Source organism: Longimicrobium sp., from assembly GCF_048594345.1.
GTDB lineage: Bacteria > Gemmatimonadota > Gemmatimonadetes > Longimicrobiales > Longimicrobiaceae > Longimicrobium.
On sequence record NZ_JBMDXM010000188.1, the window covers coordinates 1 to 17,857 of the forward strand.

Consider the following 17,857-nt stretch of genomic DNA (forward strand, 5'->3'; position numbering starts at 1 on the left):
GCTTTCGCACGCTGGACGACCTGCCGCGCAGCGAGGAGCTGCCGGTGGTGCTGGCGCGGCGGGAGCAACGGAAAGAGGCAGATGGCCAGGCAGCCGGGGTTTCTGAAGCGGGGTGAGCCGGTGCGGTTGCAGGCGTTCCTGGCACGGTCCGGGATCGCCTCGCGGCGCGCGGCGGAAGAGATGATCGTGCACGGCCGCATTGCGGTGAACGGCGAAACCGTCACCGCGATGGGGCTGACCGTCGTCCCCGGCGTGGACCGGGTAGAGGTGGACGGCGACGAGGTGAAGGTGGCGCCGACCATGTGGCTGGCGCTGCACAAGCCCAAGGGCTTCGTCACCACGCGCATCGACCCGTACGACCGGCGCACCGTCTACGACCTGCTGCCGGAAAAGTACCACGGCCTGTTCCACGTGGGCCGGCTGGACCGCGACAGCGAGGGGCTGCTGCTGCTGACCAACGACGGCGAGCTGGCCAACCGCTTTCTGCACCCGTCGTTCGGCATCACCAAGGAGTACGAGGTGGTGGCCACCGGCAAGCCCACGGACGCGGCGCTGCGGCAGCTGGTGGAGGGGGTGGAGCTGGAAGACGGCATCGCCCAGGCGGAGAGCGCCAGGCTGATGGGCCCCGCCGGCAACGGCCACTCGCGCCTCAAGCTGGTTCTGCGCGAGGGAAAAAAGCGTGAGGTGCGGCGGATGCTGGCCGCGCTGGGGCACGACGTCACCAGCCTGGTGCGCCTGCGCTTTGGACCTATCGAGCTGGGCGAGCTGCCCAAGGGTAAGTACCGCATCGTTCAGCCCGAGGAGCTTTCCCACGTGCGCACCCCGTCCAGCAAGAGCAAGGCGCGCGACACGCACGGCGCCTACGACGCCGAGTCCGAGAAGCCGCGCGGCAAAACCGGCAAGAAGGCTCCCGGCGCGAAGTCCGCCGCCGACCGTCCCGCGCGTTCCGGTGCCGCGGCTCGCGGCGGCGGCGCGCGCTCCGCCGCCACCACGGCGGATGGCGAGCGCCGTCCTCGCGGCAAGGCCGGAGCCGAGGATCGTCCGGCGCGCTCCGGCACCGGGGCGCGCGCCGGAACAAAGCTGGGCACCGGCTCTCGTTTCGATGCCGACGATCGCGCCAACAAGCGCCGTTCTGGCCAGGAGAAGCGCGGCCGTCCGGTGGATCTCGACGCGCCGCCCAAACGCCCCCGCGCTGAACCCGCGCGCAGCGACAACGAGTGGGATGACGCTCCCCCGCCGCGCAGCCGTCCCGATCGCGAGTACGAAGAACGTGGTCCCGCGCGCGGCGCCCGCGCCGGTGGCGCCCGGGCCGGCGGCACGCGCAGCGGCGGCACACGTCCCGCATTCGGTGGCGACCGCGGCCGCTCTGCCGATCGTGAGGATCGTCCCGCCCGCTCTGGCGCCGGCGGACGTGACGGATCGCGCGGCGGACGTTTTGCTGGCGAGGAGCGCGGCGGCGGCTCGCGTGGAAGCCGTTCTGCCGGCGAGGACCGCGGTGGATCGCGCGGAGGCCGTTTGGACGGCGAGGAGCGCGGCGGTGGTGCGCGCGGAGGTCGCTTTGGCGAGGAGGAGCGTGCCGGTGGCTCGCGCGGCGGTCGCTTCGGCGGTGAGGAGCGTGCCGGCGGCTCGCGCGGAAGTCGTTCGAGCGGTGAGGCGCGCGGCGGTGGCTCGCGTGGAGGCCGCTTCGGTGGCGAGGAGCGAGGTGGCGGTTCGCGCGCCGGCCGATTCGGGGGCGGAGAGCGCGACGGTGGATCGCGTGGGAGTCGCTTCGACGGTGGCCAGCGGGGCGGCGGATCGCGTGGGAGTCGCTTTGACGGCGAGGATCGCGGATCACGCGGCGTGAGGCCTGGTGCGACGCGCACGCCGCCTCCGGCTGATGGAGATCGGGACGAGCTGGACGAGTGGTCGACGGCGCCGCGGCGTACGCGCCCTGGCGCGACGGGCGGTGCGCGTGGCGGCCGGCCGGGGGGCGCGAGGTCCGGCGGCGCTGCCGGTGCCCGGGGTGGCGGAAGCCGTGCGGGCGGTGGCCGGTCCGGGGCCCGCGGTGGCGGCCGGCCCGGTGGAGCCCGCGACGCTGAAGGCGGCGGCGGTGCCGGCGGCGCGCGTGCCGGCGGCGGTCGTCCGGGTGGAGCCCGCGGTGGCGGCGGCAGGCCGGGTGGCGCGGGTGGTCGCTCAGGCGGCGGTCGGCCGGGAGGCGGTGGCCGTGGAGGTGGAGGTGGAGGTGGAGGTGGAGGTGGAGGTGGAGGCCGGCCCGGCGGTCGGTCGGGTCCGCGCGGCGGCGGTGGCGGACGGCGCGGGTAGCGGACGCGTCTCGGGAGGTTGCAGCCGTTGGAGAGTGGCGCGTTCCAGAGGAATGGGGCGCGAGTCCCCTCCAGGAGCGAATGAATTCGCCGCTGGAAATTCGCGAAATCCGCCTTCGCGGATTGTTGCCGCCGGTGATGAGTGTTGTCGGCCGGCCGCGAGCACGCCGAACCTGCGGAAACGTCGGTTGCTGACGCGCCGGAGGGTGGCGCGTTCAGGAGCATGGGGCGCGAGTCCCCGCCCAGGAGCGAATAAATTCGCCGCTGGAAACTCGCGAAATCCGCCTTCGCGGATTGCTGCCGCCGGTGATGAGCGTTTCCGGCCGGCCGCGAGCACGCCGAACCTGCGGAAACAGCGGTAGCGGACGCACCGGTGCATGGAGCTCCGCACACCGCCGGGCCGCCGAGTCCGCGCAGGCGGATTTTGCGATGTTGTAGCGGCGAATCCATTAGCTCCTGCGGCGGACTTCGTGTCGTTGTTGCCGCGAATTGATTCGCCCAGGCAGGCGGGCGCCGCGTTGGTTGTTTCGCGGTTCATCCGGCCTGACCGGCGACCAGGTACATTGCAGGGCGAAATCGGCCAGACCCCTGCTCCATCCGAACACAGCGGAGAGCGCGTCACGCGCTGAAGAAACCCGCCATGGCCACACCCAACACGCCCGGCCGCCTGCTCGTAGACCTCGCCAAGGCGTATGCCCTGAGCGAGTTCTACCCCCTCACGCACCCCACCCACACGCAGGCGGTGCTCAATCTGGCGCAGGCGCTGCTTTCGTCCGGCGAGCCGCTGGCCATGCGCTGCAGCCCCACCGGCATTCAGCTGGCCGGCGCCACTCCGCCGCGTTCCGGGCACGTGGACCGCTTCGTCGCGCGGCTCTGCGAGCACGGAGTAACCAGCGTCGTCCTGCGCCACGACGTGGGAAGCGAGTCGATGGGCCGCTTTCTCTCGGCGGTGACGCTTCCCGCGCGGGTGGTGCGGGCCGCGGGCGGGCTGAGCACGGCGCTGGCGGCGGCGGGCGCGGGGCGCGTTTCCATCGACGGAACGTGGGTGCAGCCGGCCTACGCGGCGCATTCCACGTTCGAGCAGGACACGTCGGGACGCGTCAGCGGGCTGGACAACGGCGGCATTCAGATGTGGAACGCGCACGACATGTACGAGCAGGTGCGCGACTCCGCCATCCGCGTGGAAAGCGAGGACACCGAGGAACTGCGCCGCCTGCTGCGCCAGGGGAGCGACGGCGAGCGGCTGACGGTGATGAACCGGCTGGAGTTTCTGGCGCAGTACTGCCTTACGCACGGGATGGTGGACCGCGGCATCGGCCTGGTGCAGGACCTTCGCCGCGACGCGGAAGAGATGCACGGCCGCAACCCCGCCACCCGCGCCATGGTGATGCTTGCCATCCACCGCGTGAGCACCCGCCCCGTCATTGAGGAACTGGTGCAGCGCCTGGGCAAGGCGCGCACGGAAGAGGAGCGCACGGGCCTGCGCTCCACCCTGCTGCACGTGGGCGCCGACACGGTTACGCCGCTGGTGCGCGAGCTGGTGGCCGCGACGGACGTCTCGGCGCGGCGGGCCTACCGCGACGCGCTGGTGGCGCTGGACCACGTGGGCGTGTCGCTGCTGGAAGACATGATCGGCGACGAGCGCTGGTTCGTGGTGCGCAACATGGTGGGCATCCTGGGCGAGATTCGCAGCGCCGACGCGGTGGAGCACTTTCGCCGCACCGTGGAGCACGGCGACGCGCGCGTCCGCCGGGAAACGATCCTGGCGCTCTCCAAGATCGGCGGCGAAGAGGCCGTGCCGCTGCTGGCGAAGGGATTGAACGACCGCGAAGCCAGCCTGCGCACCGCCGCCGCCCTGGGACTGGGGCTGACCAAGCTCGCCGTCGCCGTGGGGCCGCTGCTGAACCGCCTGCCGCAGGAGTCCGACGCGGAGGTGGAGATGGAGATCGTGCGCGCGCTGGGCCGCGTGGGTGATCCGCGCGCGGTGCCGGTGCTGGCGGAGCGCGCGGCCAGCGGCGGATTCTTTTCGCGCACTCCCACCGCCATCCGCGTGGAGGCCGTGCGCGCGCTGGGCGAGCTGGGCGGCGAGCCGGGCCGCGCCGTGCTGCAGCGCCTGCTGCGCGACCGCAGCCCCGAGGTGCGCGAGGCCGTGCTCAAGGCGCTCTCCCACGCCTGATCCGCCGGCCGCGCCGCCGCGGCATTCTTCTGGCGACGACTGGCGCCGCGGTCCGCACGGATCCGCGGCGCTTCGTGCATTCGCCGAAACATCTGCTACCGAAGCAGTGTAGGCGAGCAGCAACTTGGGGCTGGCGTCGGCGCGACTCGTAGGGGCCCTCTCCCCCGACCGGCCTTTTGCTCGTTCCTCGCAACGGCGGTCGACCCCTCCCCCAACTTCGGGGGAGGGGTGGTGGAGAACGCACGATCGCGTGTCGCAGCGGGATCGAATTCTCCCCTTTCTCCCGCGCAGCGGGGGAGAGGGGCCGGGGGAGAGGGGGCCGGTCGGCCGCCAGTTCGATCTTCGTCGACGAGCCCCGGATCCATCGGCAACGACCTCCCCTCTCCGCGAGGCACGAGCGGGGAGGGGCCGGGGGAGGGGCACCACGTCAGGCGCCAGTTCGATTTCCGTCGCCGAGCCGCCATCCGTCGGAAATCCCAACCTCCCCCAGGGGTTTTTGGGGGGAGGTGGGCGAGTGGTGCTCGCCCGGAGGGGGCGCCGCGGCGCGCGATGAAACACGCCACGCCGAGCGATGCCGGCGATCACATCCTGTCGATCCACCGAACCACAACCGATGACGCAGCCCTCGCCGTACGCCCCGCCCGCCGCGCCGCCGCGCGCGGATTTTCTGCAGCGCATCGCCGCGGAGGTGCACCGCCGCGTGGTGGGGCAGGACTACATGGTCGAACGGCTGCTCATCGGCCTGCTGACGGGCGGGCACGTGCTGATGGAGGGGCTGCCGGGGCTGGCCAAGACGCTGGCCGTGCGCACCCTGGCGGACTGCATCGACGGCTCGTTCCAGCGCATCCAGTTCACCCCCGACCTGCTCCCCGCCGACGTGGTGGGGACCACCATCTACAACCAGCGCACGGGCGAGTTCGTCCCGCACCGGGGGCCCATCTTTGCCCACATCGTGCTGGCGGACGAGGTGAACCGCGCACCCGCAAAGGTGCAGGCCGCGCTGCTTGAGGCCATGCAGGAGCGCCAGGTCACCATCGGCGGCGAGACCTTTCCGCTGCCGCAGCCGTTTCTGGTTCTCGCCACGCAGAACCCCATTGAGCAGGTGGGCACGTATCCGCTGCCCGAGGCGCAGGTCGACCGCTTCATGCTCAAGGTGCGCGTGGGCTACCCCACGCGCGACGAGGAAAAGGAGATTCTGCGGCGGATGTCGGCCGGCGCCGACATCCCCGTGTCCCCCGTCGCCACGCCGGACGAGATCCTGGCTGCGCGCGAGCAGATGGCGGGATTGTACCTGGACGACCGCATCGCCGATTACATCCTCGACCTCGTCCATGCCACGCGCGAGCCCAAGAAGTACGGCGCGGCGGAGCTGGCGCCGCTCATCGAGTACGGCGCGTCGCCGCGGGCCACGCTGGCGCTGGCGGCGTGCGCGCGGGCCCACGCCTATCTGCGCGGACGCGGCTACGTGGTGCCCGAGGACGTAAAGGCCATCGCGCCGGACGTGCTGCGCCACCGCATCCTGACCACCTACGAGGCCGAGGCGGAGGAGGTCACGCCGGACGACGTGGTGCGGCGCGTCCTCAAGGCCGTCCGCGTACCCTGAGCGTCCCGCCGATGCCGCTCTTTTCACGCTGGCGGCGTCCCGCCCCCGATGCCGAACCCGCCGCGCCACCCGGCCTGGCGGACGTGATGCGCCAGGTTCGGCGCATTGACCTGCGCACGCGCGGGCTGGTCGCGTCGCAGTTCACGGGCGAATACCACTCCGTCTTCAAGGGACAGGGGATCGAGTTCGTGGAGGTGCGCGAGTACGTGCCGGGCGACGACGTGCGCACCATCGACTGGAACGTGTCGGCCCGAACGGGCCAGACGTTCGTCAAGAAGTACGTGGAAGAGCGCGAGCTCACCGTCATCCTGGCCGTGGACCTTTCCGCGTCGCAGCGGTTCGGAACGCGCGGGCGCTTCAAGAGCGAGATGGTGCCCGAGGTGGCGGCCACGCTGGCGATGTCGGCCGTGCGCAACAACGACCGCGTGGGGCTGCTCGTCTTTACGGATCGCGTGGAGGCCTTCGTTCCGCCGCAAAAGGGGCGGCGCCACGCGCTGCGCATCCTCCGCGACCTGCTCGTCTTTCGCCCCGCGGGGGTCGGGACGGACTTGGCCGGGGCGCTGGAGCACACGCGGCGGGTGCTGCGGTCGCGCTCCATCGTGTTCCTGGTCAGCGACTTTCAGCTCTCGGGGGATGCGCGGTCCCGGTTTGAGCGCGCGCTGGGCGGCGTGGCCGTGCGGCACGACGTGATCCCCGTCGTGCTGGCGGATCCGGCGGATGCGGAGATGCCGGAAGTGGGCGTGCTGCGGCTGGTGGATCCCGAGACGGGGCGGATGACGTACGTGGATACCGACGCGGCCGTCGAGCGCTTCGGAACGTCGGCGAAGAAGGAGCGGGCGGAGCTGGCGCGCGTCTTCCGCCGGCTGGGGATGGACGAGATCGAGCTGCGTACCGATCAGCCCGTATCCAGCGCCGTCGTCTCCTTTTTCCGCCGCCGCGAGCGCCGGCTGCGGCGATGAGCACCGACAGTCATCGAATGGCGGAGGAGTGTGCTTCGACCAGCATCGAACTGCGCCCGCGGGGTGCCCCTCCCCCGACCCCTCCCCGCTCGTTCCTCGCGGAGAGGGGAGAATTCGATCCCGCTCCGATCAGGATCGAACTGCGTCCGCTGGGGCCCTCACCCGCTCGCTTAGGCTCGCACCCTCTCCCGCAAGCGGGAGAGGTTATAAACGTCACGTCTGCCTCCGGCGCGCGCTCCCGAAGCGGGCGTGGGGGTCGCGTCGGCCGCGATTCGATCCACGTCGCCGAGCCCCGATCTGTCGGCAACCCAACCTCCCCCAGTCTTTTTGGGGGGAGGTGCGAGCCTAAGCGAGCGGAGGGGGCGCTCCTCCGGATCTCCCGCAGCGCGCCCCTGCTTCTCCTCGCGCTCTTCCTCGTCCTCCCCGCCGCCGCGCAGACGGCCGACACCGTCGCGGTCGCCGGGATCAGCGTGTCGCCGGACACGGTGACCGTGGGCGACCGGTTCCGCGCGGCGGTGTTCGTGCGGGCGCCGGCGGACGCGCGGGTGGAACTGGTCGTGCCGGCGGCGGGGGATGGAAGCTACCAGACGACCGATTCCGCGCGCGTGTATCCGCCGGATTCCGCCGGGCTCGTCCGCATCGTGGCGACGATGGTGATGTGGGCGACGGAAGGCCCCAATGCGGCACGCGCGGAGACGCGGATCACGCTGGCGGATGGCGCCGTGCGGACGCTGCCGATCCAGCTTCCGCTGCCGTTCGTCCGCTCGGTGCTCCCGGCGGATTCCGCGCAGCCGCGTCCGCCAAAGGACATCATCCCCAACCCGCGCCGTGCGTGGCCCTGGGCGTGGATTGCCGCGGGCGTGCTGCTCGTGCTGGCGCTGCTCGCGCTGTGGTGGATGCGCAGGCGCCGCGGGCCGCGCGTCGTCATCGAACGTGATCCGCGGAAGCATGCGCTGGCGGAGCTGGACCGGCTTCGCGGCGCCGGCGTCATCCACCCCGACGGCGTGGAGGCGTTCAGCGCGGAGATCAGCCGCATCCTGCGCGAGTTCGCCGCGGCGGCGGACGCGCGGCTGGGGACGGACCTGACCACGGAGGAACTGGTCGATCTCCTGCGCCGCACGGGCGTACGCGAGGAGGACGTCGGCAGCGTGGCCGGAGCGCTGGCGCACGCGGACCTGGCCAAGTTCGCCCGCGCGCGCCCTTCCGCCGATCGCGCGCTGGAGGACTGGGAGGCGGCGCGGCGCTGGGTGCAGACCTTCCGCGCGGACGACGCCGAGCGTCCCGAATCGGTGGGGGCGGGGGGATGAGGATTGCCTTCGCCAACCCGTGGGCGCTGCTCCTGCTGCTGCTGATCCCTCTCTGGATGGTGTGGCTGCGCCGCGCGCGGCCGGGCGCGGTGGCGTTCGCGCGGGCGGACGCGGTGGCGGAGGCGTCACGGGGGCGCGGGCAATGGGCGGGTGCGATGCCGGACGTGCTGCGCGCGCTCAGCTTTGCGCTGCTGGTGCTGGCGCTGGCGGGGCCGCGGACGGGCGCGCGGGTGGTGGAGGAACAGTCGGAGGGGATCGCCATCGTGCTGGCGGTGGACGTGTCGCAGTCGATGCTGGCGGAGGACCTGCGCCCGCGGAACCGCCTGGGCGCCGCCAAGCAGACCGTCGCCCGCTTCATTGCCGGGCGCGACAACGACCGCATCGGCCTGGTCGCTTTCGCCGCGGAGGCGATGACGCGGGTGCCGCTTACGCGCGACTACGAGGTGCTGGCGGAGGCCGTCAGCGGGCTGCAGTCCGGCGGCCTGGGCGAGGGAACGGCGATCGGCGACGGGCTGGCCGCGGCCGCCGCCCGCCTGCGCAAGGCGGAGGAGCGGTCGAAAGTAGTCGTGCTGATGAGCGACGGTGCCAACAACCGCGGCGACGTGGACCCGCGCCAGGCGGCGCGCGCCGCCGCCGTGCTGGGGATCCGCGTCTACACCATCGCCATGGGGAGCGACACGGTGGCGCGCATCCCCGTCGCAATCACCCGCGTGGGTGTGCGCTACGCCGTCGCGCGCACCACGGTGGACGAAAAGCTGCTGGCGGAGATGGCGACGGTTTCCGGCGGCCGCTACTACCGCGCGAAGGACACCAACGCGCTGCGCGACGTCTGGACGGAGATCGACCGGCTGGAGCGCACCCCCGTCCGCGTGCGCCGCTACGTGCGCTACAGCGACTGGTATCTCCCCTTCCTTCTCGCCGGCGCCGTGGGGCTGATCCTGGAATGGCTCTTTCGCGCCACCCGCTGGGGGAGGGTGCCGTGACCGAGATCCGCTGGGAAGATCCCTTTCTGCTGCACCTGATCGCGCTCTTTCCCGCGCTGCTGCTGGCCGCGCTGCTGCTCTGGTGGCGCCGCCGGCGCGAGGTGGCGCAGGCGCTGGGCGACCCCGCGCTGGTGCGGCGGCTGACGGCGACGGACCTGCGCCGCTTTCCCCTGATCCGCGCCGCGTTCCTTCTCCCCGCCGGCGCGCTGCTGGGCGTTGCCGCCGCGGGGCCGCGCTGGGGAGCGGCGGAAACCGGCGCGCCCGGACGCGGCGACGTCGTTCTCGTGCTCGACGCGTCCAACTCCATGCTGGTGGCGGACGTGGCGCCGTCGCGGCTGGAGCGGGAGCGCGCGCTGGCCCGGGCGCTGGTGGATCGACTGGCCGGGTCGCGGGTGGGGTTGATCGCGTTCGGCGGCAGCGGGCACGCGCTCTCGCCGCTGACCTCCGACCGATCCGCCATCCACCTGTACCTGGACGCGCTTTCTCCGGAGATCGTGAACCAGGGCGGCACCTCGCTGGATTCCGCGCTGCGCCAGGCGCTTGCGCTCCTCGGCGGGGCGGGCGAGGGGGCAGGGCCGATCGGCGGCTCCATCGTGCTGGTGAGCGACGGCGAGGCGCTGGAGCCGCCGGAGCTGCTTGGCGCGGCGATCGGCAACGCGCGGCGGCGTGGCGTGCCGGTGCACACGGTGGGCATCGGCACGGCGGCGGGCGGGCAGGTGCCGGACATCAACCCGGAAACCGGCGAGCGCGAGGGCGTCAAACGCGAGCTGGATGGCACGCCCGCCGTCTCGCGGCTGGACGAGGCGACCCTGCGCCGCATTGCGCAGGAAACCGGCGGTACCTTCCGGTTGATGCCCGACGCGCAGGGTGTCGCCGCCCTCGCCAGCGCCGCCGCGCAGGGTGGGCGCGCGCAGGGCGGCCGTGGTACGTCGCTCCCCGACAACCGCTACGAGTGGTTCCTGGGCCTCGCACTGGTGCTGATCGCGCTGGATTCGCTCGCCGAACGCGGGCGGCGGAGGAGTGAGAGATGAGGGTGGACGAAAAGTGTTGCGCCAGGATGTCGTCCGCATGATTCTGAGGCCGTCCCGCGGATCCGCGTCGCCTTCATAATCGAAAGACATCCGATGCCCTTCAATGCCGTTCCGTTCGCAGTGTCGGTGGGCCCTGGAGACGCGATGGTCTTCTCTGACCGCGCGCTCTACCAGACGTACAACTTTCATGACCCGGAAGACCTGGACCGGCTGGCGGAATGGCTGGGCCGGGATGAGGACTGCGACGGTTCCGGCGTGGCGGTGGTGGCGGGACGGCCCGGCGCAGGCCGCGACTATGTCGTCCGCGCGGCGGCATGGCTCGCGGGGGAGCGGGGCGTCCGCGTACGGCACGCGCGGCTGAGCTTCGACGGCTTCGATCCCGACCGCGCGGGGTCGCTGGCGGAGTTTGCCGACCACCAACTGCGGATGCGCTTTGCGCCCGGCGGCGGCGACCTGCCGCCGAGCCTCTATGACCGGCGAGGGGCGCTGCTGGGGCTGGCCGGCAGCCTTCCCGCGACGTTCCTGTCCGCCGCCGGGCTGTCCTTCCTGGCTGCCGTCGCCCTCTCGTTCGTGGATCTCCCGGCGGTCCTGCGCTCCGGCGTGCCCGTCCTCGCTGGACCGCGCACCGCGCCCGAAGACCACCTTCGCGCCATCCTGGACTTCGCGACGCGCGCGGAGCGGCTGGTGCTGGTACTCCCGGCCGACGAGCTCCCCGAAACCATAGTGCAGTGGTTCGTCCACGAGCCCCGTCGCAACCGCCGGCTCTCCGTGGTGCTGGGGATGGCATCTGTGCCAGCTGCGGAAGCGCTCCATGGAGAGCCGCTGGCGCAGCGGGTGGAATTGCGGCAGATGACGCCGGAGGTGCTGCGGGAGCGTATGGACCTGCGCTTCGAGCCCAACGAATTTCCGGATCGCTTTTTCTCCGGGCTGTGGAAGCGCACACAGGGGGTGCCCGGGCAGGTGGCGCTGGCGATGGTCGACCTAGACCGGCTCGAGCTCGTCACGCGCGGCAAAGGCGGGGCGTGGCACTTGGCGGTTGCGGTGGACGACCAGCGCCTCGTGGAATATTTTGCCTCGCACTTCTACGATCAGCTCAACCAGATTCGCAATCAACGGGGCGCCATGGACCTGCACCTGGTGCGGTTCGTGGAGCTGGCCGCGCTCTGCGGCTCCATCGTGCCGCCGCGCCTGATCGCGGCGTACATGGGGCTGACCGACGCCGAGCGTGACGACCTGCTTGATTGCCTGGACGAGCTGTTGGACGCGGGAAGGGCGGTGTTCACCAGCCTGGACTACCGCCACCCCACCTTCCGCATCGAGCAGGACGCTCCGGAGCTGGTGTACCGGTTCGCGGATGAGAGCAACCGCCTGATCGTGCTGCGCCGGATGATTCACCGGGCGAAAGAGGCCAGGGGGTTGCTGGAATACCTGTCCTCCCGCGCGCACGTCCCTACGCGCGGGACGGCTGAGCTATTCGCGCAGCTTGTCGCGTATCTGCCGGAGGATTCGCGCGAGCGGGAGGTGTACACGCGGCCGCTGCGCTGGTGGACCACAGCGGAAGAGGTCGAGGCGCTTACGGAATTCCTTTCCGACGAGGTGCGGGCGCACCGCCTGGATGCGCAGACGCTGTGGGATGCGGTGCAGTATCATCCTGAATGGCCGCCGGTTCGCAAGCTGGCTCTGCTCGACGCGATGCTCGCGGCTTCCGAGGGCATACCGCTGGACCTTCTTCGCCTGTTCTATGCAACTCGCGGAAACCTTCTGACCGACATGGGCCGGTTCGCGGACGCGTTGCTCGACTGTCGCGCGGGTCTGAAGCTGGTGTCCGCGGACGACTACGCATCGCTGGCGTGGCTCCATGAGCGGGCGAGCTTCTGCAGTCTCTGGGCGTCGACCAAGGAGGACGTTCTGTCACACGCGCGCGAGAACTATCGCGTAACGCTGCTCCGATCCGGGCCCGACAGCCTGGACATCGGGCATGCCGCCGGCCTCGTGGCGAATGGTCTGATCGGGGTGGGAAACCGTGACGAGGCAGAGCGCTATCTCATGGAAGCAATGGTAATCGCTTCCCGGGAGATCAGTCCGACGGAGGGTGTTCATCAACGCAGTGTGTTGATGAACATCCTCGGCGTCATTCTCCAGCAGCTGAACAGGCACGACGAAGCCGCCGAATGTCATCAGCAGTCGCTGCGTCTCGACGACGAATCGGTAGGGCCGCTCGAACACAAAAGTCCGGCCCGGTTGATGAAGCTCTACGCTCTGGCCACGTCACTCGACGATGCCGGGCGCATCGGCGAAGCGCGTTCCCCTTTCGAAGCGGCGGTAAACCTGGCCACGGAGCTGTCCATCCCTGCTCATCCGGGCTACTGGGGAGCACTCCTCAGGCTTTTGATGATTGCGTTGAAGCAACAGGATGATGAAAAGGCCGAGGAGTGGGCAGAGTTGCTCTGCACGCTGGCGGGAACAGAATCCCCCGATCTTGCGTCGCGGGTGATCGCGAATGTGAGAATTCTCTACAGGAGCGAGCGCGTGCGGAACGAACCCGCAACGCTCCCCGCATCCGTACGGCAACTCCTGTGGATGCTGGAGAATTTCGATGAAGCGGAGCAGGATGAGCCCGGCCATGCTGATTCGTGACCTGCTCCCCTCCCGCCGCCTGCTCGCGCAGCTCACGGCGCTTGCCCTGATGATCGGTGGCGGGGGCGTGCTGGCGGATGCGGAGCGCGCGTACCGGCGCGGCGACTACCAGGCGGCGGCGCGGGGGTACGCGCGCGCGCTGGCGGAGGGCGATTCGTCCGCAGCCGTGCGCTACAACCTGGGGACCGTGCTGCTGCGCCTGGGCCGCCCCGACGAGGCGCGCCCGCACCTGGAAGCCGCCGCCCGCGCCCGCGCGTCCGCAGACACCCGCTTTCGCGCGGAGTACAACGCAGGCAACGCGAACCTGCAGCCCGTCGCGGCGGGGCGCGTCCCGGCGGAGCAGCGCCGCGAGCGGCTGACGCGCGCCATCCGCCACTACCGCGGCGCGCTGCTTCGCAATCCCGACGACGCCGACGCCAAGTGGAACCTGGAGCTCGCCAACCGCCTGCTCCGCGACCAGGCTGGCGGCGGCGGTGGGGATGATGAGGAGGAGAACGAGAGCCCCAGCGGCGGTGGCGGCCAGAACCCGCCCTCTCCCGCCACCCCGCAGCCCCGGCCCGCCGGCGGCGGCGAAGGCGCCGGGCGGCCGATGACCCCCGAGCAGGCGGAGCGCATCCTGGCCGGCGCCGAAGCGCGGGAGCAGCGCATCCAGCGCCAGCAGCTCAAGCAGGACCAGACGCGCATCCACGGTGTTCGCGACTGGTAGCGCAGCTGGTCCGGGCAGCGCACCGATCTTGCTCTACCGGCGCCGCATGCCGGCATCTCCCGCCTTCCCGCGCCGATCGTGCTGATGCACCGCGGCCTGCGCCGCCAGCTGCTGGCCGCGGACCCGGGCCTTCAGCGCACCCTCGTCGCCGGCCGCACCACGCTCGCCGTCGCGGCTGCGCTGGCGGCCGCGTTCCCGCTGGCCCGCGCCGCGGCGCAGCCCCCCACCGTGCCCCTGCTCGCCGTTTCCGTTGCCATGGTGACGGCCACCGCCATCGCCGGCGTCGGCCGCGCCGCCCAGGCGCGCGCGATGGGGCTGGCCGCGCTGGTCGCCGCCGCGGCGGTGTCGCTGGGCGCGCTGCTGGCCGGACATGCGCTGCTGGGCTTCACCGCGTTCGTGGGCGTGATGTCGATGGCGGCGTGGGCCGGCGGGTTCGGTCCGGGCGGGCGCGGGCTGGGGATGGTGGGATTCATGACCTTCTTCTTCGCGCTCTTCACCGCCGCGACGGTGGATCGCCTCCCGTGGCTGCTGCTGGCCGTCTGCCTGGGCGTCGCCGCCGCGGGGCTGATGCGCATCGTCGTCCTTGCCGACCGCCCGGAGCGCACGCTGCGCCACCTGCTCTTCGCGCTGCGCGCGCGCACGGAGACGCTTGCCGCGCACGCGGAGCAGGTGCGCGGAGGCGCGTCCGGGCGCGCGGACGCACGCGCGCGGCTGACCGACGATTCCACCCGCGTGGACGAGGTGGTGCTGCCGCTGCACGACCTGCTGCGCGACGCGCCGGGCACCATTCCCCGCGAACCCTCGTTCCAGCGGCACCTGTTCGCGGTGGTGACGCTCAGCCACCTGCTGGTGCTGCGCGCGCTGGAGGGTCCGGCCGCGCCCCGTGCCGCGCTCGCCGCTCCGCCGGTGGATCCCGCCGAGCGGCTCCGCGCGCACCTGGACGCGCTGGAAGCCGCCGCCGCGGGCCGACCCGAGCCGCCCATCGCCGGCGCGCGTGCGCTGGCGGAGGATGACGACGGGGATGAGCCCGAGCCGCCGCCCGCGGATGCCGAACCGGTGCCGCTCTGGGCGCGGGGCTCCGGCCGCACGGCGCTGCAGGTGGCCGTCGCGGGCGCCGGGGCCATCGCCCTGGGGCACCTGCTTTCGCCGCACCGCTGGTACTGGGCGGCCATCAGCGCCTTTATGGTCTTCGTGAACAGCGGGTCGCGCGGGGCCACGCTTCGCCGCGCGGTGGAGCGGACGCTGGGCACCGCGGCGGGGATCGCGGGGGGAATGCTGGCGGGCTACCTGCTGGCCGGGCGCAGCGCGCTGGAGCTGGCGGCCATCTTTCCCCTCCTGTTCGTGGGATACTGGATGCTGCAGGCGTCGCCCGTGGCCATGGTGGGGATGATCACCATCCTGTTCGCGCTGATGTACGACCTGATGGGGATGCTGACGCTGCACGTGATGCTGCTGCGCCTGGCGGAAACGGTCGTTGGCGCGGCGGCGGGCGCCGGCGCCGCATACTTTGTGCTCCCCGAGCGCTCCCGCACCGCCGTGGACGAGGCGTTCGCCGGCTACTTCAGCGCCATGGACACGCTGCTCGCGGCCGTCGCCGACGCGCCCTCGCAGCGCGGCGGCGCCGATCGCGCCATGCTGGCGGGCGTGCAGGGGCTGGACCGCGCCGTCGGTGCCCTGCGCGCCGGCATGCTGCCGCTGATCGCCGCCGTCCCCGGCGGCCGCGCGCGCGACCTGAACCGCCAATTGGTGCTGGCGCTCACGGCCCGCTACTGGGTGCACCGGCTGGTGGCGCGCATGCTCTTTCACCTGCACGCGGTGGATGCGGACGCGCTGCGGCGGCGGGTGGCGTGCGTGCGCGAGCGGATCGCCGCCCTCCAGGAGCGCCGCGCCGGCGACGAGCTTTCCGCCGCCGGCGCCATGGCCGACGCCGCGCAGACGGAGGAAGCCGCCCCGCTGGTGCGCGCCGAATCCGTGCTCGCCGAGCTTGCCCGCGCCCGCGCGCAGCTCACGTGAACAGGAGTCCGATCATCGGCGGGCGGGCTGAACCTGGGGATGAACCGTGCATCGCCACCTGTCATTTCGAAGGAGCGCCGCCCATCCTCGTACGTACGCCATGAACCCTGCGTGCGACTGATACCATTTCTCTCAGTTCGTTGTGCAATCAGAGGAACAACGGAAAAGCATCACGCGGAGCCGCGGAGGAACTGATGAGGCGCGGAGGCGTTTTGGGCGTTCCCTCCGCGCCTCTTCTGTTTTCTCCGCTCCTCCGCGTGAAAATGGTTCCCTTCACGGCACGGAACTCCGGGGATGGTATGAGAAGCCTGCCGTCGGCGTTTCCGTGGCCGGCTCGTGCGCGAAGGTGCCGCGGCTACAGTCCACGCAGGTGGACTTCGTGCTCTTCCAGACGCGATTTCAATCGCCCCAGACCCAGCGCCGGTGTCGCGCCTCACTCGCTCCTGCACGACAACCGCCCGCCGCCGGTTGACACGAGCCGGGGGGCGGGGCTAGATTACCGCGCGAAATTGCTGGAAAGTGGGGACCGGCGGGTCCTCCACCTGTTCGGCTCGGCGCCTTTCGGGGCCCGATGCTGCCAGGTCCGCGCGAGGCGCGAGCGGCCGTCCCCCGGGACCGGTCCGTTCGTGCAGCGCATGGACGGACCTGAACGAATGCTTCAGGTCCGTCTTTTTGTTTCCGGCACCAACCCGACCAAGGGAGAGCGGCGTATCAACGAGAAGATGCGTGTGAACCGGCAGATCCGGATCAGCCCCGTCCGCGTGATCAGCACGGATGGTGAGCAGCTCGGAATTCTGCCGATCGAACGGGCGATGGAGATCGCGGAAGAGCAGGGGCTTGACCTGGTAGAGGTCGCGCCGCTTGCCCGGCCGCCGGTCTGCCGCATCATGGACTACGGCAAGTTCAAGTACGAGGAGCAGCGTCAGGCGCGCGAGGCGCGCAAGAAGCAGCACCACGTGCAGCTGAAGGAAGTGAAGATGCGCCCGGGGATCGAGGAGCACGACTTCGACTTCAAGGTGCGCCACGCCAAGCGGTTCCTCGAAGAGGGGAACAAGGTCAAGCTCACCATGATGTTCCGTGGCCGCCAGATGGCGCACCCGGAATACGGGCGAAAGGTGCTGGACCGGGTGTTCCAGGAGCTGCAGGACGTTTCCAAGGTGGAAGCCCACCCCATGCTCGAAGGACGCAGCATGGTGATGGTGCTTGCCCCCGTGGCGGCCAAGCCGCAGCCGCAGCAACAGACCAGCCAACCCACCGCGGCCGCGACGGCCGCGGACGAAAGGTAGTATACGATGCCCAAGATGAAGAGCCATCGCGGCTCCGCCAAGCGCTTCAAGGTCACGGCCAAGGGCCGTGTGAAGCGTGGGAGCGCGTTCCACAGCCACATCCTGACCAAGAAGTCGCCGAAGCGGAAGCGGGCGCTGCGCGGCACCACCATGCTCGCCAAGGCCGACGAGAAGCGCGTAAAGCGCCTTCTGGCCTCCTGACCGCAACCTGACGACATCTGTAACGGGAGGCTGAAATGCCGCGTGTAAGCACCAACGTTGCGCGACTCAAGCGCAAGAACCAGATCCTCAAGCAGGCCAAGGGCTACTTTGGCCGGCGCAAGAACCTGTACAAGACGGCCAAGGAGGCCGTGGAGCGCGCACATAAGTACGCGTACCGCGACCGCAAGAACCGCAAGCGCGAGTTCCGCCGCCTGTGGATCATCCGCATCAACGCGGCGGCCCGTCAGAACGAGCTTTCGTACTCGCGCCTGATGGACGGCCTGAACAAGGCCGGCATCGAGATCGACCGCAAGGTGCTCGCCGACCTGGCGGTGCGCGATCCCAACGCGTTTACGCAGCTGGCCAGCGCCGCCAAGTCGCAGCTGGCTGCCTGAGCGCAGCACGCTCCAGACTTGCGCAAGCGGCGCCGGGGTTGATCCTCCGGCGCCGCTTTCGTTTGCGGGTAGGAGACGAGGGAATAGGGAGCAGGGAATAGGGAATAACCAACCTGCGTCGGGAGATCCGGGACGTGTCGGGGCTGGGGACCGCGTCTTTTTGTCCCCATGTCTACCTGTCCGCCTCCCTGCGGGGTAGCCAAAGCGGGGCCGGTTCGCTCAATTCAGAGGGTGCAGGGAACGCGCATTCATCCGGAACG

13 protein-coding genes are annotated in these 17,857 nt (G+C 71.0%); all 13 read left to right on the forward strand.

What is annotated here, in order from left to right:
- Nucleotides 1–81: 81 nt before the first annotated feature.
- The 13 genes from ACOJUJ_RS20330 to rplT all read left to right on the forward strand — a co-directional run bounded on the left by ACOJUJ_RS20330 (nt 82) and on the right by rplT (nt 17,597).
- The gene (locus ACOJUJ_RS20330) at nt 82–2,301 is read left to right on the forward strand and encodes a pseudouridine synthase (RefSeq protein ID WP_420128737.1); all 2,220 of its coding nucleotides are present in this window, start codon (nt 82–84) and stop codon (nt 2,299–2,301) included.
- Between the two features lie 639 nt (nt 2,302–2,940).
- On the forward strand, nt 2,941–4,476 hold the full coding sequence (locus tag ACOJUJ_RS20335) for a HEAT repeat domain-containing protein (RefSeq protein ID WP_420128738.1): 1,536 nt from the start codon (nt 2,941–2,943) through the stop codon (nt 4,474–4,476).
- A gap of 613 nt (nt 4,477–5,089) precedes the next feature.
- Nucleotides 5,090–6,079 carry an AAA family ATPase gene (locus tag ACOJUJ_RS20340; RefSeq protein WP_420128739.1) on the forward strand — a complete coding sequence of 330 codons (990 nt, stop codon included), beginning with the start codon at nt 5,090–5,092 and terminating at the stop codon, nt 6,077–6,079.
- A gap of 11 nt (nt 6,080–6,090) precedes the next feature.
- A complete protein-coding gene (locus ACOJUJ_RS20345) occupies nt 6,091–7,038 on the forward strand; it encodes a DUF58 domain-containing protein (protein ID WP_420128740.1) in 948 nt (315 codons plus the stop codon).
- A gap of 470 nt (nt 7,039–7,508) precedes the next feature.
- A complete protein-coding gene (locus tag ACOJUJ_RS20350; RefSeq protein ID WP_420128741.1) occupies nt 7,509–8,345 on the forward strand; it encodes a DUF4381 family protein in 837 nt (278 codons plus the stop codon).
- Nucleotides 8,342–9,328: a vWA domain-containing protein gene (locus tag ACOJUJ_RS20355; RefSeq protein WP_420128742.1), complete on the forward strand. Its 987-nt coding sequence runs from the start codon at nt 8,342–8,344 to the stop codon at nt 9,326–9,328. Before ACOJUJ_RS20350 ends, ACOJUJ_RS20355 begins: the two co-directional genes overlap by 4 nt.
- Entirely contained in the window at nt 9,325–10,359 is a 1,035-nt protein-coding gene (locus ACOJUJ_RS20360) for a vWA domain-containing protein (RefSeq protein ID WP_420128743.1), read from the forward strand. The genes ACOJUJ_RS20355 and ACOJUJ_RS20360 overlap by 4 nt, the downstream gene beginning before the upstream one ends.
- A 93-nt stretch (nt 10,360–10,452) precedes the next feature.
- The gene (locus tag ACOJUJ_RS20365) at nt 10,453–12,996 is read left to right on the forward strand and encodes a hypothetical protein (RefSeq protein WP_420128744.1); all 2,544 of its coding nucleotides are present in this window, start codon (nt 10,453–10,455) and stop codon (nt 12,994–12,996) included.
- On the forward strand, nt 12,956–13,702 hold the full coding sequence (locus tag ACOJUJ_RS20370) for a tetratricopeptide repeat protein (protein ID WP_420128745.1): 747 nt from the start codon (nt 12,956–12,958) through the stop codon (nt 13,700–13,702). The genes ACOJUJ_RS20365 and ACOJUJ_RS20370 overlap by 41 nt, the downstream gene beginning before the upstream one ends.
- A gap of 84 nt (nt 13,703–13,786) precedes the next feature.
- Nucleotides 13,787–15,715, forward strand: coding sequence for an FUSC family protein (locus tag ACOJUJ_RS20375; RefSeq protein WP_420128746.1), 1,929 nt, complete (start codon nt 13,787–13,789; stop codon nt 15,713–15,715).
- Between the two features lie 635 nt (nt 15,716–16,350).
- A complete protein-coding gene (gene infC / locus ACOJUJ_RS20380) occupies nt 16,351–17,001 on the forward strand; it encodes a translation initiation factor IF-3 (RefSeq protein ID WP_420128819.1) in 651 nt (216 codons plus the stop codon).
- 6 nt (nt 17,002–17,007) lie between these two features.
- Nucleotides 17,008–17,202 carry a 50S ribosomal protein L35 gene (gene rpmI / locus ACOJUJ_RS20385; RefSeq protein ID WP_420128747.1) on the forward strand — a complete coding sequence of 65 codons (195 nt, stop codon included), beginning with the start codon at nt 17,008–17,010 and terminating at the stop codon, nt 17,200–17,202.
- A gap of 35 nt (nt 17,203–17,237) precedes the next feature.
- Entirely contained in the window at nt 17,238–17,597 is a 360-nt protein-coding gene (gene rplT / locus ACOJUJ_RS20390) for a 50S ribosomal protein L20 (protein WP_420128748.1), read from the forward strand.
- Nucleotides 17,598–17,857: the final 260 nt, after the last annotated feature.

Bases quoted from the DNA above. Each gene is read 5' to 3' on its own strand.
- ACOJUJ_RS20330 (WP_420128737.1), top strand. From the start codon at position 82: ATGGCCAGGCAGCCGGGGTTTCTGAAGCGGGGTGAGCCGGTGCGGTTG.
- ACOJUJ_RS20335 (WP_420128738.1), top strand. From the start codon at position 2,941: ATGGCCACACCCAACACGCCCGGCCGCCTGCTCGTAGACCTCGCCAAG.
- ACOJUJ_RS20340 (WP_420128739.1), top strand. From the start codon at position 5,090: ATGACGCAGCCCTCGCCGTACGCCCCGCCCGCCGCGCCGCCGCGCGCG.
- ACOJUJ_RS20345 (WP_420128740.1), top strand. From the start codon at position 6,091: ATGCCGCTCTTTTCACGCTGGCGGCGTCCCGCCCCCGATGCCGAACCC.
- ACOJUJ_RS20355 (WP_420128742.1), top strand. From the start codon at position 8,342: ATGAGGATTGCCTTCGCCAACCCGTGGGCGCTGCTCCTGCTGCTGCTG.
- ACOJUJ_RS20365 (WP_420128744.1), top strand. From the start codon at position 10,453: ATGCCCTTCAATGCCGTTCCGTTCGCAGTGTCGGTGGGCCCTGGAGAC.
- ACOJUJ_RS20370 (WP_420128745.1), top strand. From the start codon at position 12,956: ATGAAGCGGAGCAGGATGAGCCCGGCCATGCTGATTCGTGACCTGCTC.
- ACOJUJ_RS20375 (WP_420128746.1), top strand. From the start codon at position 13,787: ATGCACCGCGGCCTGCGCCGCCAGCTGCTGGCCGCGGACCCGGGCCTT.
- infC (WP_420128819.1), top strand. From the start codon at position 16,351: ATGGACGGACCTGAACGAATGCTTCAGGTCCGTCTTTTTGTTTCCGGC.
- rpmI (WP_420128747.1), top strand. From the start codon at position 17,008: ATGCCCAAGATGAAGAGCCATCGCGGCTCCGCCAAGCGCTTCAAGGTC.
- rplT (WP_420128748.1), top strand. From the start codon at position 17,238: ATGCCGCGTGTAAGCACCAACGTTGCGCGACTCAAGCGCAAGAACCAG.